This window comes from Halalkalibacter oceani (genome assembly GCF_023715605.1).
Lineage (GTDB): Bacteria > Bacillota > Bacilli > Bacillales > Bacillaceae_D > Halalkalibacter > Halalkalibacter oceani.
In genome coordinates this window covers 131,962-157,739 of record NZ_JAMBOL010000002.1, presented here as the reverse complement: position 1 = coordinate 157,739, position 25,778 = coordinate 131,962, and the positions used below count along the sequence as shown (strand labels likewise).

Below are 25,778 nucleotides of genomic sequence, written 5' to 3'. Positions count from 1 at the left end.
CGCGGTACCACCCTCATGGGAGAATGGCTCCCACTCAAGTATTCGTAACGTGAATGACGCGTTGCAGCCTACTGTACGTTTCAGTGCAAAACTAAAGGGTGATTTTCCAAAGCGCGTTATGACCGGGCTTCCACCATCCCCGGTTCGCTATGCACACCTTCGCCCTGTACTCGTCCCTCTCGCTGTTTGTTTCCTATTCGTAATGGATATTATTATATGTCAGCCATTTCAGAAGTGCAAGAAAATCATTCAACCGATTCTTCTTCAGCTACTTCATCCCACTCATCAGCCTTCAGCATTTCCATCTGCGCCTCGATGAGCATTTTAAACCGCATCTTGTAAACAGAGGCCTGTTTTTTCAGCTCCTCCATCTCCATCATAATTTTTCGTGACTTTGCCAGTGCATCATTAATGATGCGATCGGCATTTTTTTCCGCTTCCTTCACAATTAACTGCGCTTCCTTCTGCGCATTGCGACGGACTTCCTCAGCGGACTCCTGCGCCACTAAAATGGATTTATTCAGCGTTTCTTCAATGTTTTTAAAATGCTCAAGCTTCTCATCTAATTCGGTAACCTGCTCAAATAATTCTTTTTTCTCGCGTAGGACAGCTTCATAATCTTTAATGATTTGGTCTAAAAACTCATTGACCTCATCTTCATCATACCCTCGAAATCCCCTGGTAAATTCTTTATTGTGAATATCTAAAGGAGTTAAAGGCACATTCGTCACCTCCGGCTAATCATGAAATGCAAAGCATCTTTCTTTTTGTTTCGACAAACCCATATCAAAACCCTGCTTCAACAGGAGGGTTACAGTAATCTCTCGTAGCGTATTCTAATTTTATCCTTTTTCGTCCGTCCTTCAATGGCTTTGAGCTGGACCCTTCCAAAACCGCGGACAGATATGTAGTCCCCTTCCTCAACGGGGAAAGCAGGCTGATCGACAACTTTCCAATTAACCTTCACCAGGCCTTTATCAATATAGGGAAGGACCTTTGTTCTCGAAAGCCGGTAAAACTGGGCCAGTACGACATCGAGCCGCAGTGAGGAAACCGTTGCCGCCGCTTCCTCCCACGCTTCGACAGGCTTAGTATGCTCAGCGACAGGAATTTCTTTCAGCTTCACATTCGCTTTTCCAATCGTGGCGAGATTGGCTTGTACATAGTTGGCGACTTCTGACGTCACAACCAGTTGAATCGCCGCTTCATTCAAATAAATATCGCCAAATTTCTCCCGCTTTAACCCGATGTTCATTAGCGCACCGAGCACGTCGCGATGCTCAAGCGTGACAAATTTAGCCGGATACTCAATGGAAAAAAGCGTTAATTGAAAATCATCTTCGGCCGGTGTGATATAAGGCGGCGTCAACAGACCACGGCGCCGTTCCGCCAGCGGATGACCACCTGAAAAAGACAACGACACGTCATCATTGGCTCCAATCACCGATTCGATGATCTTTTGCTGTCGCGGATCAAGAAAGTCTGTCAGCCTTATTTGATGACGTACCTCCACATCCTCCTGCCATTGGAGCACCTGGTCGATAAACGGCCTTTCTTCCGGACGATAATGCTGATACACCGACATTGCACATCTACCTTTCTACTCTACATCAGACCGAAGAGCGCCGCCACTCCAGTTCTTGCTAAATTGAGAACGATGATCGCGACAATCGGTGAAAAGTCTATCATCCCAAGTGGCGGAACAAAGCGCCGAAACGGCTCTAAATACGGCTCAACCACTCTTCCAAGAAATTGTCCGATTGATGATTCCCGGGCATTTGGAAACCATGAGAGCAGAATATAGCCAATAATCAAAAATGAATATAAATACATCAATTGAAGTAACAGAGCACCAAGTGTTTGCATGAATTCACCACCTTCTCTTAACCATTACGACTGAAAATGCTCCTGCATCATTTCAGTGATCGAGCCTGACACGTCGATATTATCAGGCGTGCAAAGAAAAATATTCGGCCCGAGCTTTTGAATATCTCCTCCAATAGCATACACGGTTCCACTCAAAAAATCGACTACCCGTTTGGCCTGTTCGTGGGAAATCCGCTGTAAATTAATGATAACGGCCTTGCGCGCTTTCAAATGATCAGCGATATCCTGCGCTTCATCATATGTTCGCGGCTCCAGCAAAATGACCTTTGACGATTTTTGAACGCTTTGCAGGCTGACAACATTTTGTGACGACTGCCCTTTGCTGCGGCTTCGTGTTCTCGATTCCTCTTCAGCTTCGCCGTAGGAATCGTCAACAAATTCTTCAACTTCCTGAACCTCGTCTTCTAATTCGAAAAAACGCTTGAACTTCGACTTCATTCCCATTTTCATTCTCCTCCCTTATCTATCTGATTCTCTCCCGACCAAGGCAGAGCCTATCCGAATAAAGGTCGCGCCTTCTTCAATCGCAACTTGATAATCGTTTGACATTCCCATCGAAAGCTCCTGACATGGGGCATGCGCCAATTGCAAAGCCTGCACTTCATCCCGAAGCAGTCGCAGCTTGCAAAAAACGGCGCGCGTTTCCTCCGGTTCATCGACAAACGGCGCCATCGTCATCAAGCCGACCACTTTAACACCCTGATACGCCTCCAGCTCCCTAATGAAAGGGATAACCTCTACCGGGGCAAGTCCGGCCTTTGATTCTTCTCCCGACACATTGACCTGTACGAAGCACTTCAGCTGGTTGCCGAACGCCAGACGCTTGTCCAGTTCCTTGGCAAGCGAGATTCGATCAAGGGAGTGAAGATAATCGATTTTGTCGATCACTTTCTTTACCTTCTTCGACTGAAGGGAGCCGATAAAATGCCAAACGGCCTCACCTTGCAAAGAATCCCGCTTTTCAGCCAGCCCTTCCGCCCGGTTTTCCCCGATATGAACAAAGCCGGCTGACAACGCCTCCTGGGCGGTTTGCACACTTACATATTTCGTCACGGCGACGATATTGATTTCGTCTGGATCCCGGCCACAGCGGGCACAGATCTGTTCTATTTCTGCTTTGATCGTTTCACCATTTTGCTTTACCGACACTGCTTCTGTCACTCCTCATCGCCCCGTAATCCGATAAAACTCATCATTCTACCCGTTTTCCCGCCATCAGCCCGATGCGAGAACATCCTCTCATCGCCCGCCGTACAAATCGAACTGAGCAAAATATGATCGGCACGCACTCCGGCTTCAAGCAGAAGCTGCTTGTTAACGAGCCTGAGGTCGAGCATATATTTATCATTTCCGCAGGCTGTATACGTTTGCTCTGCCGCGAGCGTCAGCGACTGCCTGACCGCATCAATCACGCGCTCTTCAACCTCATAGGCACTTTGACTGATACATGGTCCGATCACAACGCGAACATCGGCCGGATCAACTCCTTCATCAGCCTGCCAGCGACTGACCATCGCCCGGGCAATCCCTTTAACGGTACCGCGCCAACCCGCATGAGCGAGCCCGATTAGCCGCTGATCGGGCGCCAGAAAAAACAACGGTACGCAATCGGCGTACAAGCTTGTCAGTAACAAATTTTCCTCGTCTGTATAGAGCGCATCCGTTCCGGCAATCGCTGTCTCCAATGTCGCCGCTCCCTTGCCGGCGTCGGCAAGGCTTACCTTTTTCACGCTTGCTTCATGCACCTGCTCTGTGCCGACCCAGCGTGAAAGGGGAAACGTCAATTGTTCCGCCAGTCTTTCGCGGTTTTGCCGGACTGATTCTTGATCGTCTCCAACATGAAAACCAAGATTCAGGCTGCTGTAGGGGCCCGCACTGACCCCGCCCTCCCTTGTGGAAAATCCTGCAATCAGGGAAGGGACTGTTTGCTGCCAAGGTTCAATAATGAAATGCATCGCGGATTGTTGAACAAACGGTTCGATGTCCATCCCTCCCTGCTGTTGATGTCATCGTCTTATACCTCTTATCTTATCACAGGTTGAAGCTTACAAGAAACGACTTTCTTCCCAATCAGAGCTTGCGGACTGTCGAAGACTGTTCAAATGGATAGCTTTTTTTCCCAAATCCGCTCGGTACCTCGACAAGAATCACATCTGAGCCAATGCGGATGATATTTTTCCACGGGATCGTCACCTCCGCTGATTCCTTGCCAAACAGCCCCATCATTTTCCCGGTCCCATTAATAATCAGCGCCTCAATTTGCCCGCTGTGCAAATTGATCTCCAGATCAGTCAGCTGTCCCAACCTTTTTCCGTTCTCCATATTGACAATATCCTTTACTTGCAACTCTGAAATTTTCATCATCGCCCTCACTCTCCTTCATTGTCCATACCTTACTATATGCATTGTCATCAGCGATTTATGAGCGACTGCATCCTTTTTCAACACGCCCCCCGGCTTTTTGTCCCTCCTTTCTCTCATCTCAAAAAAAACAGCCTCATTCCGTTAAAGCCGGACTGAAGCTGCCTTACATTTTATTCATTAAATTTGCGCGTACTTATTCATTTGCTGAATCGCCCCTTTTTCCAACCGGGAAACCTGAGCCTGGGAAATGCCGATTTCCTCCGCAACCTCCATCTGGGTCTTCCCTTGGAAAAATCTCATATTCAAGATCATTTTTTCACGGTCATTCAAGCGGACCATCGCTTCTCGCAACGCGATTTCCTCGACCCAGTTGACATCCTTATTGCGCTCGTCACTGATTTGGTCCATCACAAAGATCGGATCGCCACCATCATTGTAAATCGGTTCAAATAAGGAGACCGGGTCCTGAATCGCATCAAGCGCAAAGACAACATCTTCTTTTGGCACGTCCAACACTTTGGCGATCTCCTGAACAGTCGGCTCTTTTTCCCGCTTTTTTTCCGCCATCAGCTGGTCGCGCACCTGCAGTGCCTTATAGGCGATATCTCGGAGGGAGCGCGAGACGCGAATCGGGTTATTATCCCGCAAATAACGTCTAATTTCTCCGATAATCATCGGAACAGCATATGTAGAGAACTTTACGTTTTGACTTAAATCAAAATTATCAATCGACTTCATTAATCCGATGCAGCCGACTTGAAACAAATCATCAACATACTCTCCCCGGTTGTTAAAACGCTGAATTACACTAAGCACAAGGCGAAGATTGCCGTTTACCAATGTTTCCCGGGCACTTGTTTCTCCACTCTGTAATCGTTGAAAGAGCTCACGCATTTCCGTGTTCTTTAAAACAGGCAATTTTGACGTGTCTACACCGCAAATTTCTACTTTGTTTCGTGTCAATTCTTTCCCTCCTAGTCGTGGGAGATGATGTCAAATAAAGTATCTCCGCTGGAAAAAAAAATATGCACGGTCATTCGATGAGAAGAGACGCTCATCAAAGACCGTGCACGTCGTGACAAGAAAAAACACGAAGGAAAAAATTTCACGACCAGGTTTTACACCATTTTATTAAATTCTTTCTGGAGACGTTTAATAATCCGTTTCTCCAGCCGGGAAATATACGATTGGGAAATCCCTAATAAATCAGCGACGTCCTTTTGTGTCTTTTCCTCTTCGCCAGCTAGTCCAAAGCGCATCTCCATAATCTGTTTTTCCCGGTCATTAAGCGTATGCAGCGCTTTTACGAGCAGCTTGCGGTCGACTTTTTCCTCAATCCCTTTCGTAATAATATCGTCTTCTGTTCCCAGCACATCGGAAAGCAGCAATTCATTTCCGTCCCAATCGATATTCAGCGGTTCATCAAATGAGACCTCCGAGCGCGTTTTATTATTCCTGCGCAAGTACATCAGAATCTCATTTTCAATGCAGCGGGAGGCGTATGTAGCCAGCTTGATTTTCTTTTCCGGGTTAAACGTGTTCACCGCTTTGATCAGTCCGATCGTGCCGATGCTGATCAAATCCTCGATATTAATCCCGGTATTTTCAAACTTACGCGCGATATAGACAACAAGCCGCAAATTCCGTTCAATCAGCATCGACCGCACCGCTTTGTCACCTGAAGGAAGCTTTTTTAAGAGGACGGCTTCCTCCTCCTTTGATAAGGGCGGCGGAAGAGCTTCACTCCCCCCTATGTAATAAATTTCATCCGCCTTCATTCCAAGCTTATACATGATTTTGTACCAGAGTAATGTTGCTTTCAGCTTTAACATGACGAGCCTCCTCTATTTATATTATGCTAGTTTCTCCCTGTCGCCTCCGACAACTAACCTCGGATGAACAATACATTGAAAAGCCCCTTCAGCAGACAGCTCCTTTTCCTGTATTCCTAACAGAACATTGGCCGTTTCATAACGCTTCCCTCCCTGAACAACGACGACCCGATCTGGCCTGATGCCGGTTAAAAAAGGCGAGGACTGTCCAACGACGCGATAAGGAATTAAGCAAGCCCGCTCCAATAACCGGGTATCGGCGCCTTCATCGGAAGACTGTTCATGAAAATGAAGCAGATGGGTTAACGCTTCCTCTGAAAAAAAAGGACGCAAAAGCTTTGCCTCGACGATCATCACCGGCTTTTTCGTCAGCGGATCGGAAAGCTGGTTGCCGCTGTCAACGAGGCCTGTCGCCGTAAACGAATGACCCGCTACTGTCATTTCAACCTCCGCCAGCTGATCATAACGGATTTGCTGCCATTCCGCCTCCTCAAACTGCTTCTTTGAAAACCACCAAACCAACGGAAAACCAATGATGACAAAAAACCAGCTGATTCCGCTGCCGGCATAGCCTTTTGAAGCGGCAACCGAAGACAGCAGGTCGATTTCCGTCTGCCAAAAAAAATGAAGGGCAAACAACCCGCCGCCGGCCATGAATGTGACGAAATAAAACATAAGCAGCGATTGCAAAAACGTCCGCCACCGTTTATAGCCAAATGCGATAAGAACGATCAGCGCGGAATAAAGAGCCTTCATCCACGGCTGGTAAAACAGAGCGGCCCATGGTGTAAACAGAAGAAACACAACGAGCGAGGCAAATACTGCTGCGAGAATAAGCCGTTTTTGCCTATACGGCCTCTTTAAAAGCAGCGCGGTTAATATCAGCAGCAAATAATCGATACAGAGGTTCAGAAACCAAATGGCATCAAGATATAAGGTCATGGCCACCCTCTCATCTAAAACATTCTCTTTAAGCGAGTATATCTACATCCTATTAAAAAGTCTGTCATTTCATGACAAGCTGACGGTTGTTATTTTCAGAGATTTTTAATAAATTTGTCAGCATTTTTCTAGAAAGCTTCTTTTGCCTGACAGCTGGGGAATAATGCCGGAATGAGAGGAAGGAATAAGAGAGGGAAAAGAAAAAAGCTTAAGACAAAAGGTTGGCTTACCTTTGTCTTAAGCTCTGACAATGATCGCTTATTTAAGTGGAAAAGGATGGCGTCCTTTATCGACAGCCCTTTTCCTAACGGTTCCGGTTGCGGCGGTTGCGTAAGAAAGTCGGAATATCCAGCGTGTCCGTCGGCTCAGGCGCCGGCTGACTACTCGGCTGACTGAAGCGGTTTTCTTTCGCTCCTTCATCATGGGAGGAGGCTGGTGAGCCTTTTACCGGCTTCGGCGCAGAAGGGCGCTGATGCGGCTTGCTTTCTACTTCTTCAAAGCCCGTCGCAATAACCGTGACGACAATTTCGTCCTTTAAGTTCTCATTAATAACCGAACCAAAAATCATATTGACTTCAGCATCGGAGGCGGCTGATACAATTTCAGCTGCTTCATGCACTTCATATAAAGACAGATTGGAACCGCCGGTAATGTTCATCAGAACACCCTGTGCTCCATCAACCGACTTCTCCAGCAATGGACTGGAGATGGCTTTTTTCGCCGCTTCACTGGCGCGGTTTTCACCTGTAGCGATCCCGATTCCCATTAAGGCCGAGCCTTTGTCGCTCATAATCGTCTTCACATCGGCAAAATCAAGGTTAATCAGCCCAGGTGTCGCAATCAAGTCGGAGATCCCCTGAACCCCTTGACGCAATACATTATCCGCTTCTCTGAACGCTTCCAGCATCGGCGTGTTTTTATCGACAATCTCCAATAGACGGTCATTCGGGATCACAATCAGCGTATCAACCTTTTCCTTTAAGGCTGCGATTCCGGCAGCAGCCTGGGTCGAACGCTTTCTCCCTTCAAAGGTAAAGGGACGTGTCACAACCCCTACGGTCAGCGCGCCAAGATCTTTGGCAACCTCAGCAATAACAGGAGCAGCACCCGTACCTGTGCCACCGCCCATTCCGGCTGTAATAAATACCATATCGGCACCTTGCAATACTTCCTCAAGCTGCTCGCGGCTTTCCTCAGCGGCTTTTTTGCCGATTTCAGGGTTCGCACCGGCCCCGAGACCTCTTGTGAGCTTCCCCCCAAGCTGCAGCTTTGCTTCAGCCTTTGATAGATGAAGGGCCTGGGCATCCGTGTTCACCGCAATAAATTCCACACCCTGCAAACCGTTCTCAATCATCCGGTTGACGGCATTGCTCCCACCGCCGCCAACGCCAATTACTTTTATTTGTGCTAATTGATCCATATCCATTTCGAACTCTAACATATATAAGGTCCTCCTAATCAGACTGTGTATCCGTCGTCACTACTCAAAAAAGACTTTAAACCAGTTTTTTACTTTTCCTTTTGCTTTTTGTTTTGCCTGTGAAGGAGCAGCCGGCTCCTGTTTCTCCCGTTTTGCAGGAGGCGTGGCATCGGGAGAACTGACAGCTGCGGCCACTTCCCGACCCTGGACTTTGAAATTTTTATAAGCAAACTGAATGAGCCCGACCCCTGTTGTATACTGGGGTTCTCTGACACCAAGATAATCAGGCATGGCCATTCGTACATTGCCCTGGAAAAGCTCACTCGCAAGCTCTAATATTCCCGGCATCATCACCGTTCCTCCTGTAAGCACATAGCCACTCGGAAAATCACGGTAACCAAGACGATTGATTTCACGATAAATCAATTCAAAGATTTCTTCGACTCTCGGTTCAATGATATGGGCCAGCTCATACTGCGTACAATTCTCCGCCTCAGCACGACCGATCGCCGTCATTTGAAAATGCTCGTCCTCTGAAGCATCATCAATATACGCATGACCATGCTTGACTTTAATGCGCTCTGCTTCATCTGTCGAAACTCGTAAACCGATGGCAATATCATTTGTAATATGGTCTCCGCCGACAGGAATAACGGATGTAGCCTGCAATGTCCCTTGTTCAAATATCGAAATTGTTGAAGAACCTCCGCCTATATCAACGAGGCAGACACCCAGGCTCTTTTCATCCTTTGAGATCGCAACCGTACCTGTCGCCAACGGCTGTAAACAAATATCTGCGACCTGCAGCCCTGCTCGTTCAACACAGCGAAGAAGATTATGTAAAATTGTTTTCGATCCGGTAATGATTGTTCCTTCCATTTCGAGTCTTACCCCGATCATTCCGCGCGGGTCATTAATTTCATCCAAGCCATCCACGATAAATTGTTTAGGGATGACATCAATGATTTCCCGTTCGGGCGGAACAGACACGACCTGCGCAGCATCAATGACGCGCGCAATATCTTCGTCGCCGATTTCCCGATCCGAGTTCGAAACAGCTACCACTCCATGACACGGTTGGAGCTGCACATGATTGCCATTGATGCCGACAATCACCTGTTTAATAGAAAGCCCCACCATCCGCTCCGCCTGATCAATCGCCTGACGTATCGAGCGCACTGTTTCATCAATATCAACAATGGAGCCTTTCTTAATCCCGGTCGAACCGGCTTTACCGACCCCAATGATATTCATTGTTCCATTTGACATTTCCCCAATAATCACTCTGACATTGGATGTACCGATGTCTAAACTTACGTAAATCTCGTTGTTGTTCAATCTGTGGCACCTCCTTGTGTACTCACGTTCATTCCATAAAGCTCTATATGATTTCGTCTTTTCGTTTTACATGTACCTGCGTGACTGGCTAAAATCCGCGAGGTTACTAGACTTATTCAACATAGAACTCTGTTATCCTTTTCAAAACGTTGATTTTCTTAATTTTTTGTTTTTATGCTCACTTTTCCATTTCTTTACTCATTATGATGCTGCTTTGTCTGCCAATTCGCCAGCAGCATCCGTCGAATTACTGCAAGATTGTTAAAAAGACGAACACCGAAGGCAAAAATAGCTGCTAAGTATAAGTCTACACCAAGATGCACACCTAGAAAAGCTAAACCTGCTGCCAGGAGAATGTTAAAGAAAAAACCTGTCACAAACACATTTGAGTCAAATGTCTCTTGCAAATAAGCACGGATCCCGCCAAATAATGTATCCAACGCCGCCAAGACAGCAATTGATAAATAGCTCGTGTATTCAGCAGGCACGCGAAAATCCGTCATAAGACCTAAAATAATCCCGATTAAAAGCCCGATGATTGGCAACCACATTCTTCTATTCCTCCTTCACTTCCTCCATGTAGCGCACCCTTGGTGTTTGATCGTAGGCTGGCAGCTCCAACTCTTCTACTATTTCGAACGTCACCGAGAAGCCTTCTATCTCAAAATATTCGACTGATTCGGAAACGACCATCTGATTTTGGAGCGTTTCCGCCTTTTCAGATAGTACTTTTACTTCAATTGGAAGTGGTGGAAGACGCCTGCTATTTAAATGAGTCATGTTATTCACATCCCGAAAGGCAGAGGTTGAGATAATTCTCTCATTTTCAACTGCAATGCTTTCGGCTCCGTAAATATTTAATTCATTAATTAAAAAGCGAAAGACGTCGGCAGGAGGAGTTCGTCTTGCCTGTCCAAAAAACTGCTCGTGATAAAGGGAATCAATCGTAACAAGCAGTCCCGGACCAACTTCTTCTTCCAGACCGGCTTCCTTACGCAGGGCGGCAATTTGTTCGGACAGCACATCCGAAATATCGTCTTCCCGATTATGAAGGGTCTGTTCATATTGCGCAAGCAGCGCCTGCGCTTTCTCGATTTCACTATTTAATTGCTGATGTCTTTCCTGCTCCGCCATTAGCTCGCGGCGCAGTTCCCGGACATCCCGCGTATCTCTGACAACCGGTTCCTGTGTTGTGTGAAACTGAATCGCCAGCATAAAGCCAATTAGAAACGTGATAATCGTAAAGATCCATTTCTGTTGCAACTCATCACCTTCCCTCTGTTAAATGAGGGCTTAACAAGACATAGTCCTTTTTCTGCATCCGTACACTGATTTCATCATTCACTAGCTGATCCTTCACTCCGCCATACAGCGAAAGCGCTGCTTCTAAATGGTCGGGATCCCCTATCGCCGTGACGACAAACGGCGCTGACGATGTATGGCCGTCTATACGGATCACCGGGCCAACGCATTGAATGTAGGATTGATGTGAAAGCCGGTACCCGTTTATCGCAATCGCTTCCGCTCCGGCGACATAAAGCTCGTGGACGACCCGTTGAATATGAAACTCATGAACAATATAATCATTCGGATTCGCTCCGTCCGGCATGTAGGAGGCATCCTCCAATGCGACTTCGATTCCCGGACCTTCAACCGGAACTTGTCCGACAATCTTTCGTAACCGCTCCAAATCCTCAAGTAGATTCCTCGTCTTCGCCTCTTGTTCTTCATCTAATGACGATAAGCTATCCTCTAGCTCTCGCACCTGATCCTGGTACAAACGTAAATCCTCAGCGAGCGACCGGTTCGCGGCCTGTTCCAAAATGATCTGATTTCTCAAATCATCCTCGTATTGCCATTGACGCTCCGGTATGTTCGCAGAACGGCTTTCATTTGTTAATTCATAGCTTAAAGCAATGATAAAACCCGTCACAAGTAAGACGAAGGATAGGATAATATGTTTACCCTTCACCTTCACTGTCGTCTTCCTCCTCTACCACAAACTCCTCGAAATAAGGACTCATCCGCATATGAAGAATTCCTTTTTTTTCTGGATCAAGGTCACTGACAATGGAGGGGTAAGGGGCAATCTTTTCTGAAAATCCTCTAATTGTCGAATGTACCTCAATCCCATCTGTCATATATAACACGAGAGCGAGTGGATCACTTTCATTCGGCGTCAAAAAAATCTCCGAAATGCGTTCAATCAATTGCGGGGGAACCTTGGCCAGCTCAGCGGATAATTCCGCCAGTGCCTCACCCTGCTCAAAGTTCATCAGCAGCGGCGCATCGGCCGGATATTCCAGCCTCGGCAGTTCATCTAAATACCGCCCTGTTTCGAGAATCGGATAATAGTGCTCATTCGCATATAAATAGCCGATTCTGGCGTGCTCACGAATCACAAGCCGGACGGTATTTAACCACTTCCGTTCTACAGAGGCGGCCGCTATTTCCTCATCGTCCAGAAGCCGGTCGATGATCGCCGCTTTATCTAAGTTCCAAATGCTTGTCCCGCCCTTAATTCCACTTAATTCCACTACTTTCTCATCACTGATAAACTGATTTCCCTCAACCGTTACGCTCTTCACATGGCTAAGTGGCGACTGGAAATAAACCATGACCAGCAGCAACAAAAAAAAGAAGGATAAAAAAAACAGCAGGCGCCTGTTAGCACGCTGTTTCCGCTGTTCTTTCAGCGTAGGAATCCGTTCATTTATCGTTACGACCTTTTCCTTACTCATGATTCACTCCCCGATCTGTCCTGCAGCCGCTTTTGTCTCGTTGACCTCACACCTATTGTAACATATCCTAACGGTTAAAAAGTGGTCTTTTCATTTCTTTCATTCCGCCCGATCATTTCCACTTCGGTATGCAGTTCAATCTGATAGCGCTCTTTAATTGTCGCCTTGACGTGGGCAATTAAATCAAGGACGTCCTGCGCTGTAGCATCTCCCAAATTGACGATGAAATTAGCGTGCATCGTCGATATTTGCGCCCCGCCAATTTGATAACCCTTTAAGCCGGATTCTTCAATCAATTGCCCGGCATATTGCGGAAGCGGGTTGCGGAACACACTGCCACAAGTCGGATGCTTCCATGGCTGGGATTCGCGGCGATAATCTTTATTCGCCTGCATTTTTTTCACAATTTCCGTTTTTTCACCGCGTGTTAAGGCAAACTCAGCCTCAAGGCAAATCCCCTTTTCCTGTTGCAGCCTGGAAGTCCGGTACGAGAAATTCATCTCCTCATTCGTTATCCATTCCAGCCGCCCATCGGCAAATAAAACCCGTGCTCTCGTCAAAATCTGCGAGATGTCGGAGCCATGCGCACCGGCATTCATAAAGACTGCCCCGCCGACTGAACCAGGAATTCCCCCCGCGAATTCCAAGCCGCTTAATCCTTGCCGGCTAATAAGAGTTACCAGTTTAATTAACGGGTAGCCTCCTCCAGCCCGGACGAGTTCACCGTCAACAGTCAGCTCATCAAGTCCTTTGCCAAGCTTGATCACTACTCCTTCGATCCCCTCGTCCGCAACAAGCAGATTGGAGCCTCTGCCAATGACACGCCACGGCACTTCATACTCGGCAATGACCTCCATCAGCCGCTTCAATGCCGGCAAACTGTACGGCTCAATCAAGACGTCAGCCGGCCCCCCGATTTTCCACGTCGTATGATTTGCCAACGGTTCCTGACGTTTGATGAGACCAAGCTCTTCCCGTTCCATCAGCTCTATCAGTTGTTTTATCATGTTCATCCCTCATTTCCTTCGTCGCAAATCTCTTCTATTTGTATGCTGTTGCCCCACTCATCGTGCAGCCTCAGTCAAGACACGGTACAGCCGCTCGGCCGCATCCGGAACACCGAGTTCTTTCGCGGCATCACGCATGCTGCGCCACTTCGTTTCATCGGTCAAAATGGTGTCAATATCCTCAAGCAATGCGCTTCCACTCATCTCCTGCTCTTTTCGTACAAGCGCCGCCTCATTTTCCGCAAGTGAGCGCGCATTTTTTTCCTGATGGTTGTTCGTCACATACGGACTCGGAATCAGAATGCTCGGCAAGCCCAGCGCCGTTACTTCAGCAAGCGTCGTCGCCCCGGCACGCGCGACAATTAAATCAACAGCCGCCAGCACATCAGGCATATTATGGATGAACGGCTTAATGATGACATTATCAGGCTGCTTTCCTTTTATCGCTTCCGCAACGGCGTCATAATGCACGCTTCCGGTTACATAGACGACCTGATACGGCTTTTCGGAAAATTTTTCGATTACAGAAAGAAAGGCGTCGTTAATCGGCCTCGCTCCACGGCTGCCCCCGACAATCAGCACAGTTTTTTTCAACGGATCAAGTCCAAGCGATTGCTGACCGGCACGGCGATCGACGTTCTGCACTTCGGACGCCCGCGGATTTCCGGTAAAGATTACTTTCTCCTGCGGAAAAAACCCCCCTGCCTCTTCAAAACATATCGCCACGCGATCGACGTAGCGGCTTAAAAATTTATTCGTCAGGCCCGGTACACTGTTTTGTTCATGAATGACCGCCGGGATGCCCATTTTTGCCGCCGCATAGACAACAGGGCCGCACACATACCCACCGGTGCCAATCACGACATCGGGTTGGAACGCGTTAAGCATTTTCTTGACCTGCGTCGTTCCTTTTAAAAATCTCATGATCGTTTTGACGTTATCAAATGATAGTTTCCGTTTAAACCCCGTAATATGAATCGTTTGAAACGGTATGTTCTCACGCGGGATGATTTCACTTTCCAGCCCTTTCTCTGTTCCTATGTATAAAATCTCCGCATCGCGATCTTGTTTTTTGATTTCATTTATTAATGAGAGAGCTGGGTAAATATGACCACCAGTTCCACCACCGCTAACAACTACTTTCATCCGTTACCTCCAACTGTATAATCAATCACAAAGTAGATTCCCATTGTATCCACTATTTCCATTTTATCACGAACATAACTTGGTTTATACCGTGAACCTATGTAATCTTTTCGATTTTCATTGTTTGATGTCAAAAGGCTGTGAACCAGCATCGCAGGCTGCCACCTCATTTCGCCCTCACCGCTTACAGGTGTGGCACAAGGGAAAGCAGCCCTTTTGCCACACCTGGTTCACACCCGGATATGCCGGCTGATATTTAACAGCACTCCTAACGAGACAAGCATCAACGTCAATGAGGAGCCGCCATAGCTGAGCAGAGGTAATGTGATCCCTGTTACCGGCATCAGCCCGGTGACAACGCCAATATTAATCATCACCTGGATCGCGACCATCGAAATAATCCCAACCGCAAGGAAGCTGCCAAATAAATCCGGCGCCCCTAAGGCGATCCGAATGCCGCGCCACAGTAAAATCCCAAATAAGCAAAGAACAATTGCCCCGCCGATGAAGCCGAGCTCCTCGGCCAAAATCGCGAAAATAAAGTCGGTTTGCGGCTCTGGTAAATAAAAATATTTCTGCCTGCTTTCACCGAGCCCCATCCCCATTAGTCCACCGGGTCCGATCGCATATAGCGACTGAATGATCTGAAAGCCGCTTCCTAAAGGATCAGACCACGGATCCAAAAATGAAGTGATCCGCTGAATCCGGTAGGGAGCTGAGGCGATCAGGGCGACAAACCCCGCTACTCCGAGCAGGCCAAGCCATAAAAAATGGCTTAACCGCGCCCCAGAAACAAAGATCATGATCACACATGTGCCGACCATCACCGCCCCGGTGCCAAGGTCGGGTTGAAGCATAATCATGCCAAAGGCGAGCAACACAAGAGACAGAGAGGGCAAAAGCCCCTTTTTAAATGAGACAATCTTCTTCTGGTTTTCAGACAGAAACTTGGCAAGAAAGACGATCATCGCCATCTTCATAAACTCCGATGGCTGAATCGAAAATGCGCCTACCCCGAGCCAGCTCCTTGCCCCACCCCGCACCAAACCGACCCCGGGGATCAGCACGATAACGAGCAGCAAAAAACAAACGATCAAAATCAGCTTGGCCCATGTCCGCCATGTCCAATAGTCGACTTTCATCATGAACAGCATTGCCACAACTCCGACGCTCGAGAAGAAAAGCTGGCGTTTGGCGAAGAAAAACGAATCGTCAAAGCGATATGTCGCCCAGGCTTCGCTGGCACTGTAGACCATCACAAGCCCAATGACGAGAAGAGCTATCGTGGTTGCAAATAATACATAATCAGGTGTTGCTTTTGATCTGGCCACTGAAAACACCTCAATCCACCGCAATTTAAGTCAGGTCTCACCTTAAATGTATGCGTGGACAAAGGAAAACATGTCCCATAAGAAAACCCGCTATGCGGGTTTTCTTAATAGCGGCGCGCGGAGCCGTTGCTCTTCCTCGAATCCACCTCAACCTATTATCCTTTCATATGAGCTGATGCCTTAGAGACCACTGAAAAATCATGACGAAAAAGCTGCTGAAAAAGTGAAAATCGTACTTTTTCAGCAGCTGCTCCAATAAAGGCTTTTTTCTCCCCTTTAAGACCTCACACTCGAATTTACCCGTTAAGCGCCATAACCGCTTCAGCAAAACGGCTGCCGCGCTCTTCAAATGTTTTGTACTGATCCCAGCTTGCGCAGGCCGGAGACAGCAGAATTACGTCGTTTTCCGCTGATTGCTGGTACGCTTTCTTCACCGCATCCTCCACCCATTCAGCGAACAGAATCGTTTCAATTCCGGCCGCTTTTGCCGCCTTGGCAAGCTTATGCTTCGTTTCCCCGAACGTAATAAGCGTGCGAACGTTTTTCAACGAAGGAACGAGCTCATCAAATTCATTGCCGCGATCAAGACCACCTGCAAGCAGAATAATCGGCTGTTCAAATGCCTCCAGCGCTTTTTGCGAAGCAAGGATGTTCGTCGCCTTCGAATCATTATAAAAGCGCCGGCCGTTCACTTCCCGCACAAATTCAAGCCGGTGGGCGACGCCGCTGAAGGAGGTAAGAACCTTCACGATTTGTTCTCTCACTGCGCCCATGCTGAGAGCCGCGCCGATTGCCGCCAAAATATTTTCAATATTATGCGCGCCTGGCAAGACGATCTCATCGGTATGAATAATCGGCTCGCCCCGATACGAAATGACTTGATCTTGACAGGAGACTCCTTCCGGAAGCTCACGTTTGAGCGAAAACGGCAGCAGCCGGGCTGCGCTTGTCGCCGCGACCGCCGCAACAAGGGGATCATCGGCATTATAGACAAAAAGATCCTCTTCGGTCTGATTTGCTGTAATTTTTGCTTTCGCCTGCACATAAGCTTCCTTCGTGCCATGGTAGTCCAGATGAGCGTCAAACAGGTTTAACAGGACGCTCACTTTTGGCTTAAAGGATGTCGTCCCCTGCAATTGAAAGCTGGAAACTTCAAGAACGAGAACATCGTCCGCATTTGCCTGCTCGGCGACTTCACATGCCACCGTCCCAATATTGCCAGCAATTAACGGCGTGCGCGCCCCGCCGTGCAGCATTTCATAAACTAAAGTCGTTGTCGTCGTTTTCCCGTTCGATCCAGAAATAGCAATGATTTCCGCCTCACTCAATAAATAAGCAAGCTCAATCTCCGTCACGACTTCTATCTCTTTTTCCTGAGCCGCCAGAATAATTGGATTCGTGTAAGGAATGCCCGGGTTTTTGACGATAAGATCAAAGCCTTCATCCACTAAAGAAAGAGGATGTCCGCCACACACTACCGGCACGCCTTCTTTTTCTAATTGCTGCGCCTGCTCATTTTCGTCATAAGGCTTCGCATCGTTCACAACAATATGAGCACCAAGTCTTAGTAAAAGACGAGCCGCTGCTTCACCACTTTTGGCCAGGCCGAGGATCAGTATTTTCTTATGTTGAAATTGCTCAGCTGATTTCATTTTACATCCACACCTCTATATAAATTCCAATGACCGCCAAGACCATCCCGACAAACCAAAAGGTGACAACAACCCGCCACTCAGACCAACCCGATAGCTCATAGTGATGATGCAATGGACTCATTTTAAATACACGTTTTCCTCTTGTTTTAAAAGAAATAACTTGAATAATGACCGATAATGTTTCAATTACAAAGACCCCGCCGACAATAATCAGTAAAATCTCCAGCTTTGTCATAATCGCGATCGCCGCCAACGCTCCTCCAAGAGCAAGCGAACCGGTGTCGCCCATAAACACTTTAGCCGGGTGAGCGTTGAAAACGAGAAATCCTAACACCGCCCCGACGACAGCCGCACTAAAGATCGACACGTCAATCAGTTCAAGATTCCAGGCCAAAACAGCGAATGCGCCAAAGGCGACAGCCCCGGTACCCGCAAGCAGTCCGTCCAGTCCGTCGGTCAAATTAACGGCGTTCGATGCGCCGACGAGCATAACAATGACAAGCGGCAAGTAAAACCAGCCGAAGTCAATCGAAAGCGATGTCGCTGGAATCGCCACCTCTGTTGACAGTCCCATCTGTCTAAGACCGAAATAAAACAAAATCGCAATCAACAGTTGACCGGCAAGCTTCTGTTTGGAGGTCAAGCCTAAATTCCGCTTTTTGACTACTTTAATGTAATCATCAAGAAAGCCGACAAGGCCAAAGCCGACCGTTACGAGCAGCAGGAGAGCGATCTCCTGACTGAACGCCAAGAAGCGCATGGAAATAAACAAGGAGGCAAACAGAATGGAAAGAACGATCACGATTCCTCCCATTGTCGGCGTCCCGCTCTTCTTCTGATGGGATTTCGGGCCTTCTTCACGGATACTTTGCCCGAATTTCAGCCTTCTTAAAAACGGGATAAAAAGGGGCGAAAGAATGACGGCAATGACAAATGATAAAACTAATGTCAGCAATAATACGCGTTCTAGCATTCATCATTCCCCCTTTCCATCGTCTGATAAGCGTCAATCACTTCTTCTAATTTCATTCCTCTTGATGCTTTAAATAATATTGCCGTCCTGGCATCAGCTAGTGTTCGTATGTAAGCGGCCGCTTCGTCCTTCGAGCGCGCCCAATGAATGACAAGTCCTGCAGTGGTGCTTTTGATTGCTTCAGCCGCAATCCAGCGCGCTTTCTCGCCGATGCAAATCAGGTGAGTGAGCGGTTCGGAAATGACGTCAGCTACCTTTCGATGCAGCATTTCTTCCTCGTTCCCAAGCTCATACATATCGCCGAGAACCGCAATCCTTTTTTCAAATCCCGGTAACGCTTTGACCGTTTCAATTGCCGCCATCATTGAGGTCGGGCTTGCATTATACGCATCGTTAATAATCAGCTCTCCCTGCTTTCCCCGTTGCTTTTCAAGCCGCATACCCGTTAAGGAAACGGACTCCAGTCCGCGCCGGATCGCCTCCTGTGGCACGCCGATTTGGCGCGCTGCGGCAATAACGAAGCCGGCATTTTTTACATTATGCTCACCAAGCAGCGGCAGTGAAAAGCGGCCGAGATCGGCAAATTGGAATGAATAGCCTGCCTCGCTTGCGTTCACCGCCGATAGGATCGCATCACATTGTCCGGAAAAGCCGACCGTGCAAGTCGCTTCTTTCCGGTAAGGATTCAGCAAGGACTCATCCCCGTCTATAATGACAGTTCCGCCTTTTTTTAGCCCGGTCGTAATTTCCATTTTGGCTTTGGCGATCCCTTCCCGGCTGCCCAGCTGCTCCAGGTGGGAATCGCCAATATTGGTCACGATGGCCACATCCGGCAGCGCAATTTCACTTAATAAGGCGATTTCGCCAAAGCCGCTCATTCCCATTTCCAAAATGAGATACTCACATGTTGCCGGCATCGCTAAGATCGTTAATGGCAAGCCAATATGATTGTTATAGTTTCCCTGTGTTTTATATGTTTCTTTGTGCAAAGAAAGAACAGCAAATAACAAATCTTTGGTCGTCGTTTTTCCGTTGCTGCCGGTCACGCCGATAACAACCGGATCAACCTGTTGGCGATAGGCCCCGGCCATCCGCTGCAGCGCCGCGAGCGTATCCTTGACGAAATAAAGCTGAAAGTCGTCAGGCAGCTTTTCCGGCAACGGATAATCCGCCTGCCACAAGGCCGCTGCCGCCCCTCCTTCAATCGCCTGAAGCAGAAAGTCGTGACCATTGAAACGGTCGCCGACAAGCGGAACAAACAAGGAGCCGGGCTCCAGCTTCCGCGTATCGGTCGCAACAGAACGAAAGCCTTCTTCCCGCTCCTTTTCCTCTAATCTGGTGGACTCAATAAGCCCTTCTAATAAAGCTGGACTTAACATGAAGACATCCGCTCCTTTATCGCCCGTCTCGCCACTTCGCGATCATCAAAATGAATCGTTTTGCCATTTAGGATCTGGTACGTTTCATGTCCTTTTCCGGCAATGATGACGATATCTCCCGCCTCGGCTTCTGCCACCGCCCGTTTGATTGCTTCTTCCCGGTCCAAAATCACCTCATAAGTCCCCTCTTCTACGCCGGTCACCATATCGGCAATAATCGCTGCCGGCTCCTCAGAGCGCGGATTATCAGAGGTGAAAATAGCCTTACTCGCATAGTCAACAGCGATTCTGGCCATAACTGGCCGCTTTGTCCGATCCCGGTCACCGCCGCAGCCGACGATCGCAATCATGTCTTTTTTTGCAAATTCTCGCACGGTTTTTAATATGTTTTCAAGGCTGTCAGGTGTATGGGCATAATCGACAATAACCGTATAATCCTGCCCTTCATCAACCGTTTCAAACCGCCCGGCCACGCCCTTCACCTGCTCGAGGCTCGCTTTGATCTTTTCAAGCGGTTCCCCCAGGACGAGAGCAGCCGTTGCAGCAGCAAGCGCGTTGTAGACGCTGAACATCCCAATCAGCCGCATCGACACCGTCACTTCCTCGTTAAAGGCCGTTAACCGAAAGGAGGTTCCTGACGCTGAAATGCGGATATCTGTCGCCTTCACATCGGCCTGTTCTTTAATCCCGTACGTGACGACGGTTGCGGCCGTCATTCTGGCAAGCTCCTGTGAAGCGGCGTCATCAGCATTGAGGACAGCAACCTTATCACTGAACGTATTTCCTAATTGGGCAAATAAAAGGCCTTTCGCGTATAAATAAGCATCAAGCGTATCATGATAATCAAGGTGGTCCGGGGTTAAATTGGTGAAGACCGCGACGTCGAAATCACAGCCGCGTACTCTCCCTTGGTGAAGAGCGTGGGAAGAAACCTCCATCATCGCCCGGTCAACACCGGCCTCTACCATTTCAGCAAACAGCTGTTGCAGCGTGAGCGATTCAGGCGTCGTATTTCTTGTTTCATACTGCTCATTTCCAATCTTCGTATACATCGTTCCAATTAAACCGGTTTTCTTTCCATCGTCCTGCATGATTTGCTCAAGCAGATGGGTGACCGTCGTTTTCCCATTTGTTCCAGTGACCCCGATCAGCTTTAGTTTTTTTGTCGGATTATCATAAAAGTGACAGGCAAGCTGAGCCATTGCCCGCTTCGTATCACTGACAATAATGACAGGGACCGAAACGGGCAGCGGCCGTTCGGCAATGATCGCCACCGCCCCGCGCTCCTCAGCCTGCTTCGCATAATCATGCCCGTCAACCGTATAGCCTTTCACACAAAAGAAAGCCGTCCCTTCTGTTACCTTCCTTGAATCCATCTCCAAAGAATGGACAACCGGGTTTTCCGTTATTCCGTTGGCTTGAAACCGTAACGGTGCTACTAACTCTTTTAATTTCATCATGTCCAAAACCTCTCAATCCATCATTTCACACTCTAGTTGGCATGTGCACACTAGGATTATTTTAGACGTTCTCTCTCTATTTGTCACCCATATAAAGGCGGATTGTCGATCCTGCTGTCACTTTTACACCCGGCTCAGGGGACTGGGCTAATACATTTTGCCCCTCACCTTCCACTTCAAGCTGCAGCTCATAATAGGAATCAAAAATCTCTCTTTTCGTTCTCCCGACTAGATCTGGCACCTCAAGCAATGGTTCATCGCTCCAGACAAGCTCTTTTTCAATCTGTGTTTCGCGCGGCTCAACCCCCATCGCTCTCAAGCTATCGCCGATCACTTTTCCAACAATTGGCGCCGCGACGATTCCGCCAAATTGCAGGGTGTCCTTCGGATTATCAACCGCAACATAGACGACAATTTGCGGATCATCGGCCGGGGCAAATCCAATAAATGAAACGATATGGTTATTTTCCAAATAACGTCCATCCTTGGCTTTTTGCGCTGTTCCTGTCTTCCCGCCGACGCGGTAGCCATCCACAAAAGCCCCTTTCCCCGTTCCAAGCGCGACCACGCTTTCCAGCGCATAACGCAGCTTTTCCGATGTCTCCGGTGAAATCACCTGGCGCTTCGCCGTAGGGGTGTGCGCTTCGACGACCTCGCCTGTTAGCGGGTCAATCCATTCCTTCGCCAAATAAGGCTGATACAAATAGCCACCGTTAATAGCGGCGGACACGGCAGCGACCTGCTGAAGCGGTGTCACGGCCACCCCCTGACCGAAAGCGGTAGTCGCCTGTTCAAGCGGTCCGACGTTTTCCCGGTTAAACAAAATCCCGGTTCCTTCGCCCTGTAAATCGATCCCTGTCTTTTCCCCGAAGCCGAAATCCTCAATGTAGTCAAAAAGACGGTCTTTGCCAAGCCGTTCTCCGAGTACGACGAACCCCGGGTTACAAGAATTCTGAACGACCTCTAAAAACGTCTGTTGACCGTGTCCGCCTTTTTTCCAGCAGCGTAAATTCCTTCCTGCCACTTCAATATAGCCCGGATCATAGAATGTATCGTGCTCTAGGTCGACCTCTCCCTCTTCCAGTGCAGCGGCTAATGTAATAATTTTAAAGGTCGAGCCTGGCTCATATTGCATCCAAACCGGCTTATTCTGATTATATATCTCCGGCGGCACTTCCTGAAACTCTTCCGGGTTGTAATGAGGCCGGCTGCTCATTCCAAGGATTTCTCCCGTATTAGGGTTCATCGCGATCGCGATCGCCCCATCCGGATTATAGGTTGCCTCCGCGATATCAAGCTCCCGCTCAATGATCGTTTGCACCCTGCTGTCAATCGTCAGCCTCATGTCAAGTCCGTTGACTGGAGCTGTATATTCATCAGCCAGGTTCGGCATCCGGTTCCCTTTTGCTGTCGAAAAGAAGGAAACATGTCCTTTCTCGCCTTTTAATTGTTCATCATAATACAACTCAAGGCCTGTCAAGCCTTGATTGTCAATCCCGGCAAAGCCGAGCACATGAGAAAGATAGCTGCCAAAAGGGTAATGCCTTTTACTATCTTCGGCAATATAGACACCCGCTAAACGCAAGGCACGCACTTCACTTGCTTTTTCTTTCGTAATCTTCCGCCCCTCCGGATTGATGCGGACAATGGATTCTTTTTTTGTCACCAGTTCATATGCTTTCTTATGATCCATATTTAATACCGCTGCAAGCTGTTCCGCTGTATCGACCGGATCCTGCACTTGACGCGGCACGACAAGGATCGAGGGTGCACTTACATTTGTAGCGAGCACGACATCATTCCGGTCACGGATTTCTCCCCTCTTTGCTTCAAACGGAACATCCCGGCTCCAGGAATCCTCCGCCCGGTCAGTCAGCCAGTCACCAAGCGCAAATTGCACATATCCAAGTCTCAGCCCGATAATGAAAAAGACAGCCAGTCCAGCGAAAAGGACAAAAATGAGGCGTTTGCGTACTGTTACATTCGACACTCGCACAATGATCCCCCCGTATCTCTATTCTTGTATCAGCGTATGCTTGTACGCTGATGATTAGAACAGCACGGAGGGACACCTCAATCTCTATTACTCGGCCTGATTTTCCTGTTCTTCCTGCTCTGCTTCTCCGGCCTCATCCAGTTCTTCGCTCTCCTGCGCTTCCCCTTCACGGCTCGGGGTCGCAAGCTCGATCACGAAGAAGTCTCCTTCTTTAATCGCTCTTCCCGGTTCAATATTTTGCGTCGTCACATAGCCGTGGCCGAAAATCGTCGGACGCATCCCCATTACTTCGGCAAATTTTCGCACGTCGCGATTGGACCAGCCAGTCATATCCGGCATGACGGCTTGTTCGCTGTTGGTCCGCAGCATGACCTTCTCTCCTGGAAGGATACCTTTGCCCGCTGCCGGCTGCTGAGCGGCAATCGTTCCGCCATCACCAAGGATGATCGGCTCAAGCCCTTCTGCCGTGATTTCCTGTTGAACGGCAGCAAGAGACTGGCCAACATACTGCTTCGTCACATAGCTTGTCGCGATCTCTTCTTCGATTTCTTCCATCGTCGGTGTAATGTTCAAATATTGCAGGCTGTGCTTCATAATCGTATTGAAAATCATCGCCGTCGGCTCACTGCCGACTTCATAGTTCTCAATATGAGGTCGTTTCACCGCGACATAAACAATCACGCGCGGATCCTCTTTCGGTGCCATCCCGAGAAATGAGAAAATATTTTCCCCATGGCCGCGGATAATCGAACCGTCGTCGTTTCTGATTTGCGCCGTCCCTGTTTTTCCGACTACATTAAACCCTTCCAAATAATAAGGACGACCTGTCCCTGCCGGTGAGGTAACAACCTGTTCAAGCAGGTCAATCACTTCAGCCGCCGTTTCTGCGGAAATCGGCTCACCAACGACCTCAGGTTCATTTTTTTTGACAACTGTATTCGTATTCGGATCGACGATGTGGTCAATAATATACGGCTTCATCATCTTTCCGCCGTTGGCAATCGCTGTCGCCGCCTGGACTTGCTGAATCGGCGTCAGAGCCGTACCCTGCCCCAAAGCCGTTGTCGCTGCGTCAATCCGGTACTGATCGGCTATTAAGCTATCAGCTTCATTTGGCAAGTCAATCCCTGTCGGCTCATAAAAGCCAAACCGCTGCCAGTACTCATACAGCTTTTCCCGCCCCAGCACTTCGAGCGCGATTTTTGAGAAGGCGACATTCGAGGAGCGTAAAAGCCCTTCATTATAGGTGATAACTCCCCAGCCGCGGCCGCCGTTATGATCGGGAATTGAATCAGGACCGATCTGGTAACGTCCGGACTGGTACGTATCCTCGCCGTTATACACGCCTTCTTCAATCGCCGCTGCCAAGGTGAACATCTTCACCGTCGAACCCGGCTCGAACCGGTCGGACACGGCATAATTCGTATAATTTGTAATATCCTCATAATGATTCGGATTGAAGCTCGGCCGATTGCTCATTGCCAAAATTTCGCCGGTTTTCGGATCGGCTACAATCGCGATCATTTTTTCGGGCTCGTATTCTTCCTCGACCTTCGTCATAACCTGATCTAACGCTGTTTGAATGTTAGAATCAAGAGTCAGATAAACATCATGGCCATTTTTGGCCGGTGTGATGTTCTGCTTTGGATCAGGAAGCGGAATCCCTTTGCGGTCACTTTGATATTGGATCAGGCCGTCCGTTGGCCGCAGCTGCTCATCCAAGCTGCGTTCCAGCCCCATCCGTGCCGTCGCCATATCTCGCTCCGTATAGCCGATAACATGGGAAGCATACGTTTGTTTCGGATAGTAGCGCCGCGGCTCCTCCCTGAAAAATATTCCTTCAAGCTGAAGGGCGCTGATTTCTTCCATTCGTTCATGCGTCATATTTTTCGCGCCTGAACCAAGCTCTACTTGAAAGCGGTCGGAGGAAAGCAGCGAGGTCAGCTCGTCAACCGGCATGTTAACATAGGGCGAAAGCTTTTCCGCCGTTGCCTGCGGATCTTTGACATAGCTTCGCTGCCCTTCATCCAGTATCGCATAGGCGGTGTAGGAATTAAGCTCCGTCGCAAGTACTCCGCCCGAACGGTCATAAATCGTGCCCCGAACTCCTTTTAAAACTTGCGAGCGCGTCCAGCGATCTTTGCCTAAAGCCTCTAAATCCGTGCCGTTCACTTCCTTGCTTGTTTGAATGAAAATAAATCGGCCTACTAATACAACAAAAATCATCAACACGCATAACAAAAGAACAACCGCTCGTTTATTCATCACATTACGCTTAATTTCCAACCCTCTCACCTCATCCCATAA

At 48.4% G+C, this 25,778-nt stretch carries 25 protein-coding genes and 1 other annotated feature (1 of these 26 running past the window's edge); all 25 genes read right to left on the bottom strand.

What is annotated here, in order from left to right:
- Positions 1 to 192, bottom strand: a binding site (T-box leader); it reaches 21 nt to the left of the window's first position.
- 53 nt (positions 193 to 245) lie between these two features.
- A complete protein-coding gene (locus tag M3202_RS03425) occupies positions 246 to 722 on the bottom strand; it encodes a DivIVA domain-containing protein (RefSeq protein ID WP_251221951.1) in 477 nt (158 codons plus the stop codon).
- An 89-nt stretch (positions 723 to 811) separates the two neighbouring features.
- On the bottom strand, positions 812 to 1,585 hold the full coding sequence (locus M3202_RS03420) for a YlmH family RNA-binding protein (RefSeq protein ID WP_251221950.1): 774 nt from the start codon (positions 1,583 to 1,585) through the stop codon (positions 812 to 814).
- Positions 1,586 to 1,605: 20 nt separating this feature from the next.
- Complete coding sequence (locus M3202_RS03415) at positions 1,606 to 1,866, bottom strand: YggT family protein (protein ID WP_251221949.1); 261 nt, start codon at positions 1,864 to 1,866, stop codon at positions 1,606 to 1,608.
- Between the two features lie 24 nt (positions 1,867 to 1,890).
- Positions 1,891 to 2,331 (bottom strand): cell division protein SepF, encoded by a 441-nt coding sequence (locus M3202_RS03410; protein ID WP_251221948.1) that lies wholly within the window; start codon positions 2,329 to 2,331, stop codon positions 1,891 to 1,893.
- Positions 2,332 to 2,346: 15 nt separating this feature from the next.
- Entirely contained in the window at positions 2,347 to 3,036 is a 690-nt protein-coding gene (locus M3202_RS03405; RefSeq protein ID WP_251221947.1) for a YggS family pyridoxal phosphate-dependent enzyme, read from the bottom strand.
- Between the two features lie 8 nt (positions 3,037 to 3,044).
- Positions 3,045 to 3,875 carry a peptidoglycan editing factor PgeF gene (gene pgeF, locus M3202_RS03400; protein ID WP_251221946.1) on the bottom strand — a complete coding sequence of 277 codons (831 nt, stop codon included), beginning with the start codon at positions 3,873 to 3,875 and terminating at the stop codon, positions 3,045 to 3,047.
- A gap of 82 nt (positions 3,876 to 3,957) precedes the next feature.
- Complete coding sequence (locus tag M3202_RS03395) at positions 3,958 to 4,251, bottom strand: YlmC/YmxH family sporulation protein (protein WP_251221945.1); 294 nt, start codon at positions 4,249 to 4,251, stop codon at positions 3,958 to 3,960.
- Positions 4,252 to 4,428: 177 nt separating this feature from the next.
- A complete protein-coding gene (gene sigG, locus M3202_RS03390) occupies positions 4,429 to 5,214 on the bottom strand; it encodes an RNA polymerase sporulation sigma factor SigG (protein WP_251221944.1) in 786 nt (261 codons plus the stop codon).
- 155 nt (positions 5,215 to 5,369) lie between these two features.
- On the bottom strand, positions 5,370 to 6,083 hold the full coding sequence (sigE, locus tag M3202_RS03385; protein ID WP_251221943.1) for an RNA polymerase sporulation sigma factor SigE: 714 nt from the start codon (positions 6,081 to 6,083) through the stop codon (positions 5,370 to 5,372).
- A 21-nt stretch (positions 6,084 to 6,104) separates the two neighbouring features.
- Positions 6,105 to 7,025 carry a sigma-E processing peptidase SpoIIGA gene (gene spoIIGA, locus M3202_RS03380; RefSeq protein WP_251221942.1) on the bottom strand — a complete coding sequence of 307 codons (921 nt, stop codon included), beginning with the start codon at positions 7,023 to 7,025 and terminating at the stop codon, positions 6,105 to 6,107.
- Between the two features lie 304 nt (positions 7,026 to 7,329).
- Positions 7,330 to 8,466: a cell division protein FtsZ gene (gene ftsZ, locus M3202_RS03375; protein WP_251221941.1), complete on the bottom strand. Its 1,137-nt coding sequence runs from the start codon at positions 8,464 to 8,466 to the stop codon at positions 7,330 to 7,332.
- 39 nt (positions 8,467 to 8,505) lie between these two features.
- The gene (gene ftsA, locus M3202_RS03370) at positions 8,506 to 9,783 is read right to left on the bottom strand and encodes a cell division protein FtsA (RefSeq protein WP_251221940.1); all 1,278 of its coding nucleotides are present in this window, start codon (positions 9,781 to 9,783) and stop codon (positions 8,506 to 8,508) included.
- 194 nt (positions 9,784 to 9,977) lie between these two features.
- On the bottom strand, positions 9,978 to 10,334 hold the full coding sequence (locus M3202_RS03365) for a small basic family protein (RefSeq protein WP_251192062.1): 357 nt from the start codon (positions 10,332 to 10,334) through the stop codon (positions 9,978 to 9,980).
- A 4-nt stretch (positions 10,335 to 10,338) separates the two neighbouring features.
- Positions 10,339 to 11,046, bottom strand: a complete 708-nt coding sequence (locus M3202_RS03360; protein ID WP_251221939.1) for a DUF881 domain-containing protein — start codon at positions 11,044 to 11,046, stop codon at positions 10,339 to 10,341.
- A gap of 4 nt (positions 11,047 to 11,050) precedes the next feature.
- Positions 11,051 to 11,761 (bottom strand): DUF881 domain-containing protein, encoded by a 711-nt coding sequence (locus M3202_RS03355; RefSeq protein ID WP_251221938.1) that lies wholly within the window; start codon positions 11,759 to 11,761, stop codon positions 11,051 to 11,053.
- A complete protein-coding gene (locus M3202_RS03350) occupies positions 11,745 to 12,524 on the bottom strand; it encodes a cell division protein FtsQ/DivIB (RefSeq protein ID WP_251221937.1) in 780 nt (259 codons plus the stop codon). Before M3202_RS03350 ends, M3202_RS03355 begins: the two co-directional genes overlap by 17 nt.
- A gap of 74 nt (positions 12,525 to 12,598) precedes the next feature.
- The gene (murB, locus tag M3202_RS03345) at positions 12,599 to 13,528 is read right to left on the bottom strand and encodes a UDP-N-acetylmuramate dehydrogenase (RefSeq protein ID WP_390189647.1); all 930 of its coding nucleotides are present in this window, start codon (positions 13,526 to 13,528) and stop codon (positions 12,599 to 12,601) included.
- A 60-nt stretch (positions 13,529 to 13,588) separates the two neighbouring features.
- Positions 13,589 to 14,677, bottom strand: coding sequence for an undecaprenyldiphospho-muramoylpentapeptide beta-N-acetylglucosaminyltransferase (gene murG, locus M3202_RS03340; protein ID WP_251221935.1), 1,089 nt, complete (start codon positions 14,675 to 14,677; stop codon positions 13,589 to 13,591).
- Positions 14,678 to 14,907: 230 nt separating this feature from the next.
- Positions 14,908 to 16,008, bottom strand: coding sequence for a stage V sporulation protein E (spoVE, locus tag M3202_RS03335; RefSeq protein WP_251221934.1), 1,101 nt, complete (start codon positions 16,006 to 16,008; stop codon positions 14,908 to 14,910).
- A gap of 296 nt (positions 16,009 to 16,304) precedes the next feature.
- Positions 16,305 to 17,660 (bottom strand): UDP-N-acetylmuramoyl-L-alanine--D-glutamate ligase, encoded by a 1,356-nt coding sequence (gene murD / locus M3202_RS03330; RefSeq protein WP_251221933.1) that lies wholly within the window; start codon positions 17,658 to 17,660, stop codon positions 16,305 to 16,307.
- A gap of 1 nt (position 17,661) precedes the next feature.
- Positions 17,662 to 18,636: a phospho-N-acetylmuramoyl-pentapeptide-transferase gene (gene mraY / locus M3202_RS03325; RefSeq protein WP_251221932.1), complete on the bottom strand. Its 975-nt coding sequence runs from the start codon at positions 18,634 to 18,636 to the stop codon at positions 17,662 to 17,664.
- Complete coding sequence (locus M3202_RS03320; RefSeq protein WP_251221931.1) at positions 18,630 to 20,015, bottom strand: UDP-N-acetylmuramoyl-tripeptide--D-alanyl-D-alanine ligase; 1,386 nt, start codon at positions 20,013 to 20,015, stop codon at positions 18,630 to 18,632. Before M3202_RS03320 ends, mraY begins: the two co-directional genes overlap by 7 nt.
- Entirely contained in the window at positions 20,009 to 21,472 is a 1,464-nt protein-coding gene (locus tag M3202_RS03315; RefSeq protein WP_251222230.1) for a UDP-N-acetylmuramoyl-L-alanyl-D-glutamate--2,6-diaminopimelate ligase, read from the bottom strand. Before M3202_RS03315 ends, M3202_RS03320 begins: the two co-directional genes overlap by 7 nt.
- A gap of 79 nt (positions 21,473 to 21,551) precedes the next feature.
- Positions 21,552 to 23,471 carry a stage V sporulation protein D gene (locus tag M3202_RS03310; RefSeq protein WP_251221930.1) on the bottom strand — a complete coding sequence of 640 codons (1,920 nt, stop codon included), beginning with the start codon at positions 23,469 to 23,471 and terminating at the stop codon, positions 21,552 to 21,554.
- An 87-nt stretch (positions 23,472 to 23,558) separates the two neighbouring features.
- A complete protein-coding gene (locus M3202_RS03305; protein ID WP_251221929.1) occupies positions 23,559 to 25,757 on the bottom strand; it encodes a penicillin-binding protein in 2,199 nt (732 codons plus the stop codon).
- Positions 25,758 to 25,778 lie beyond the last annotated feature (21 nt).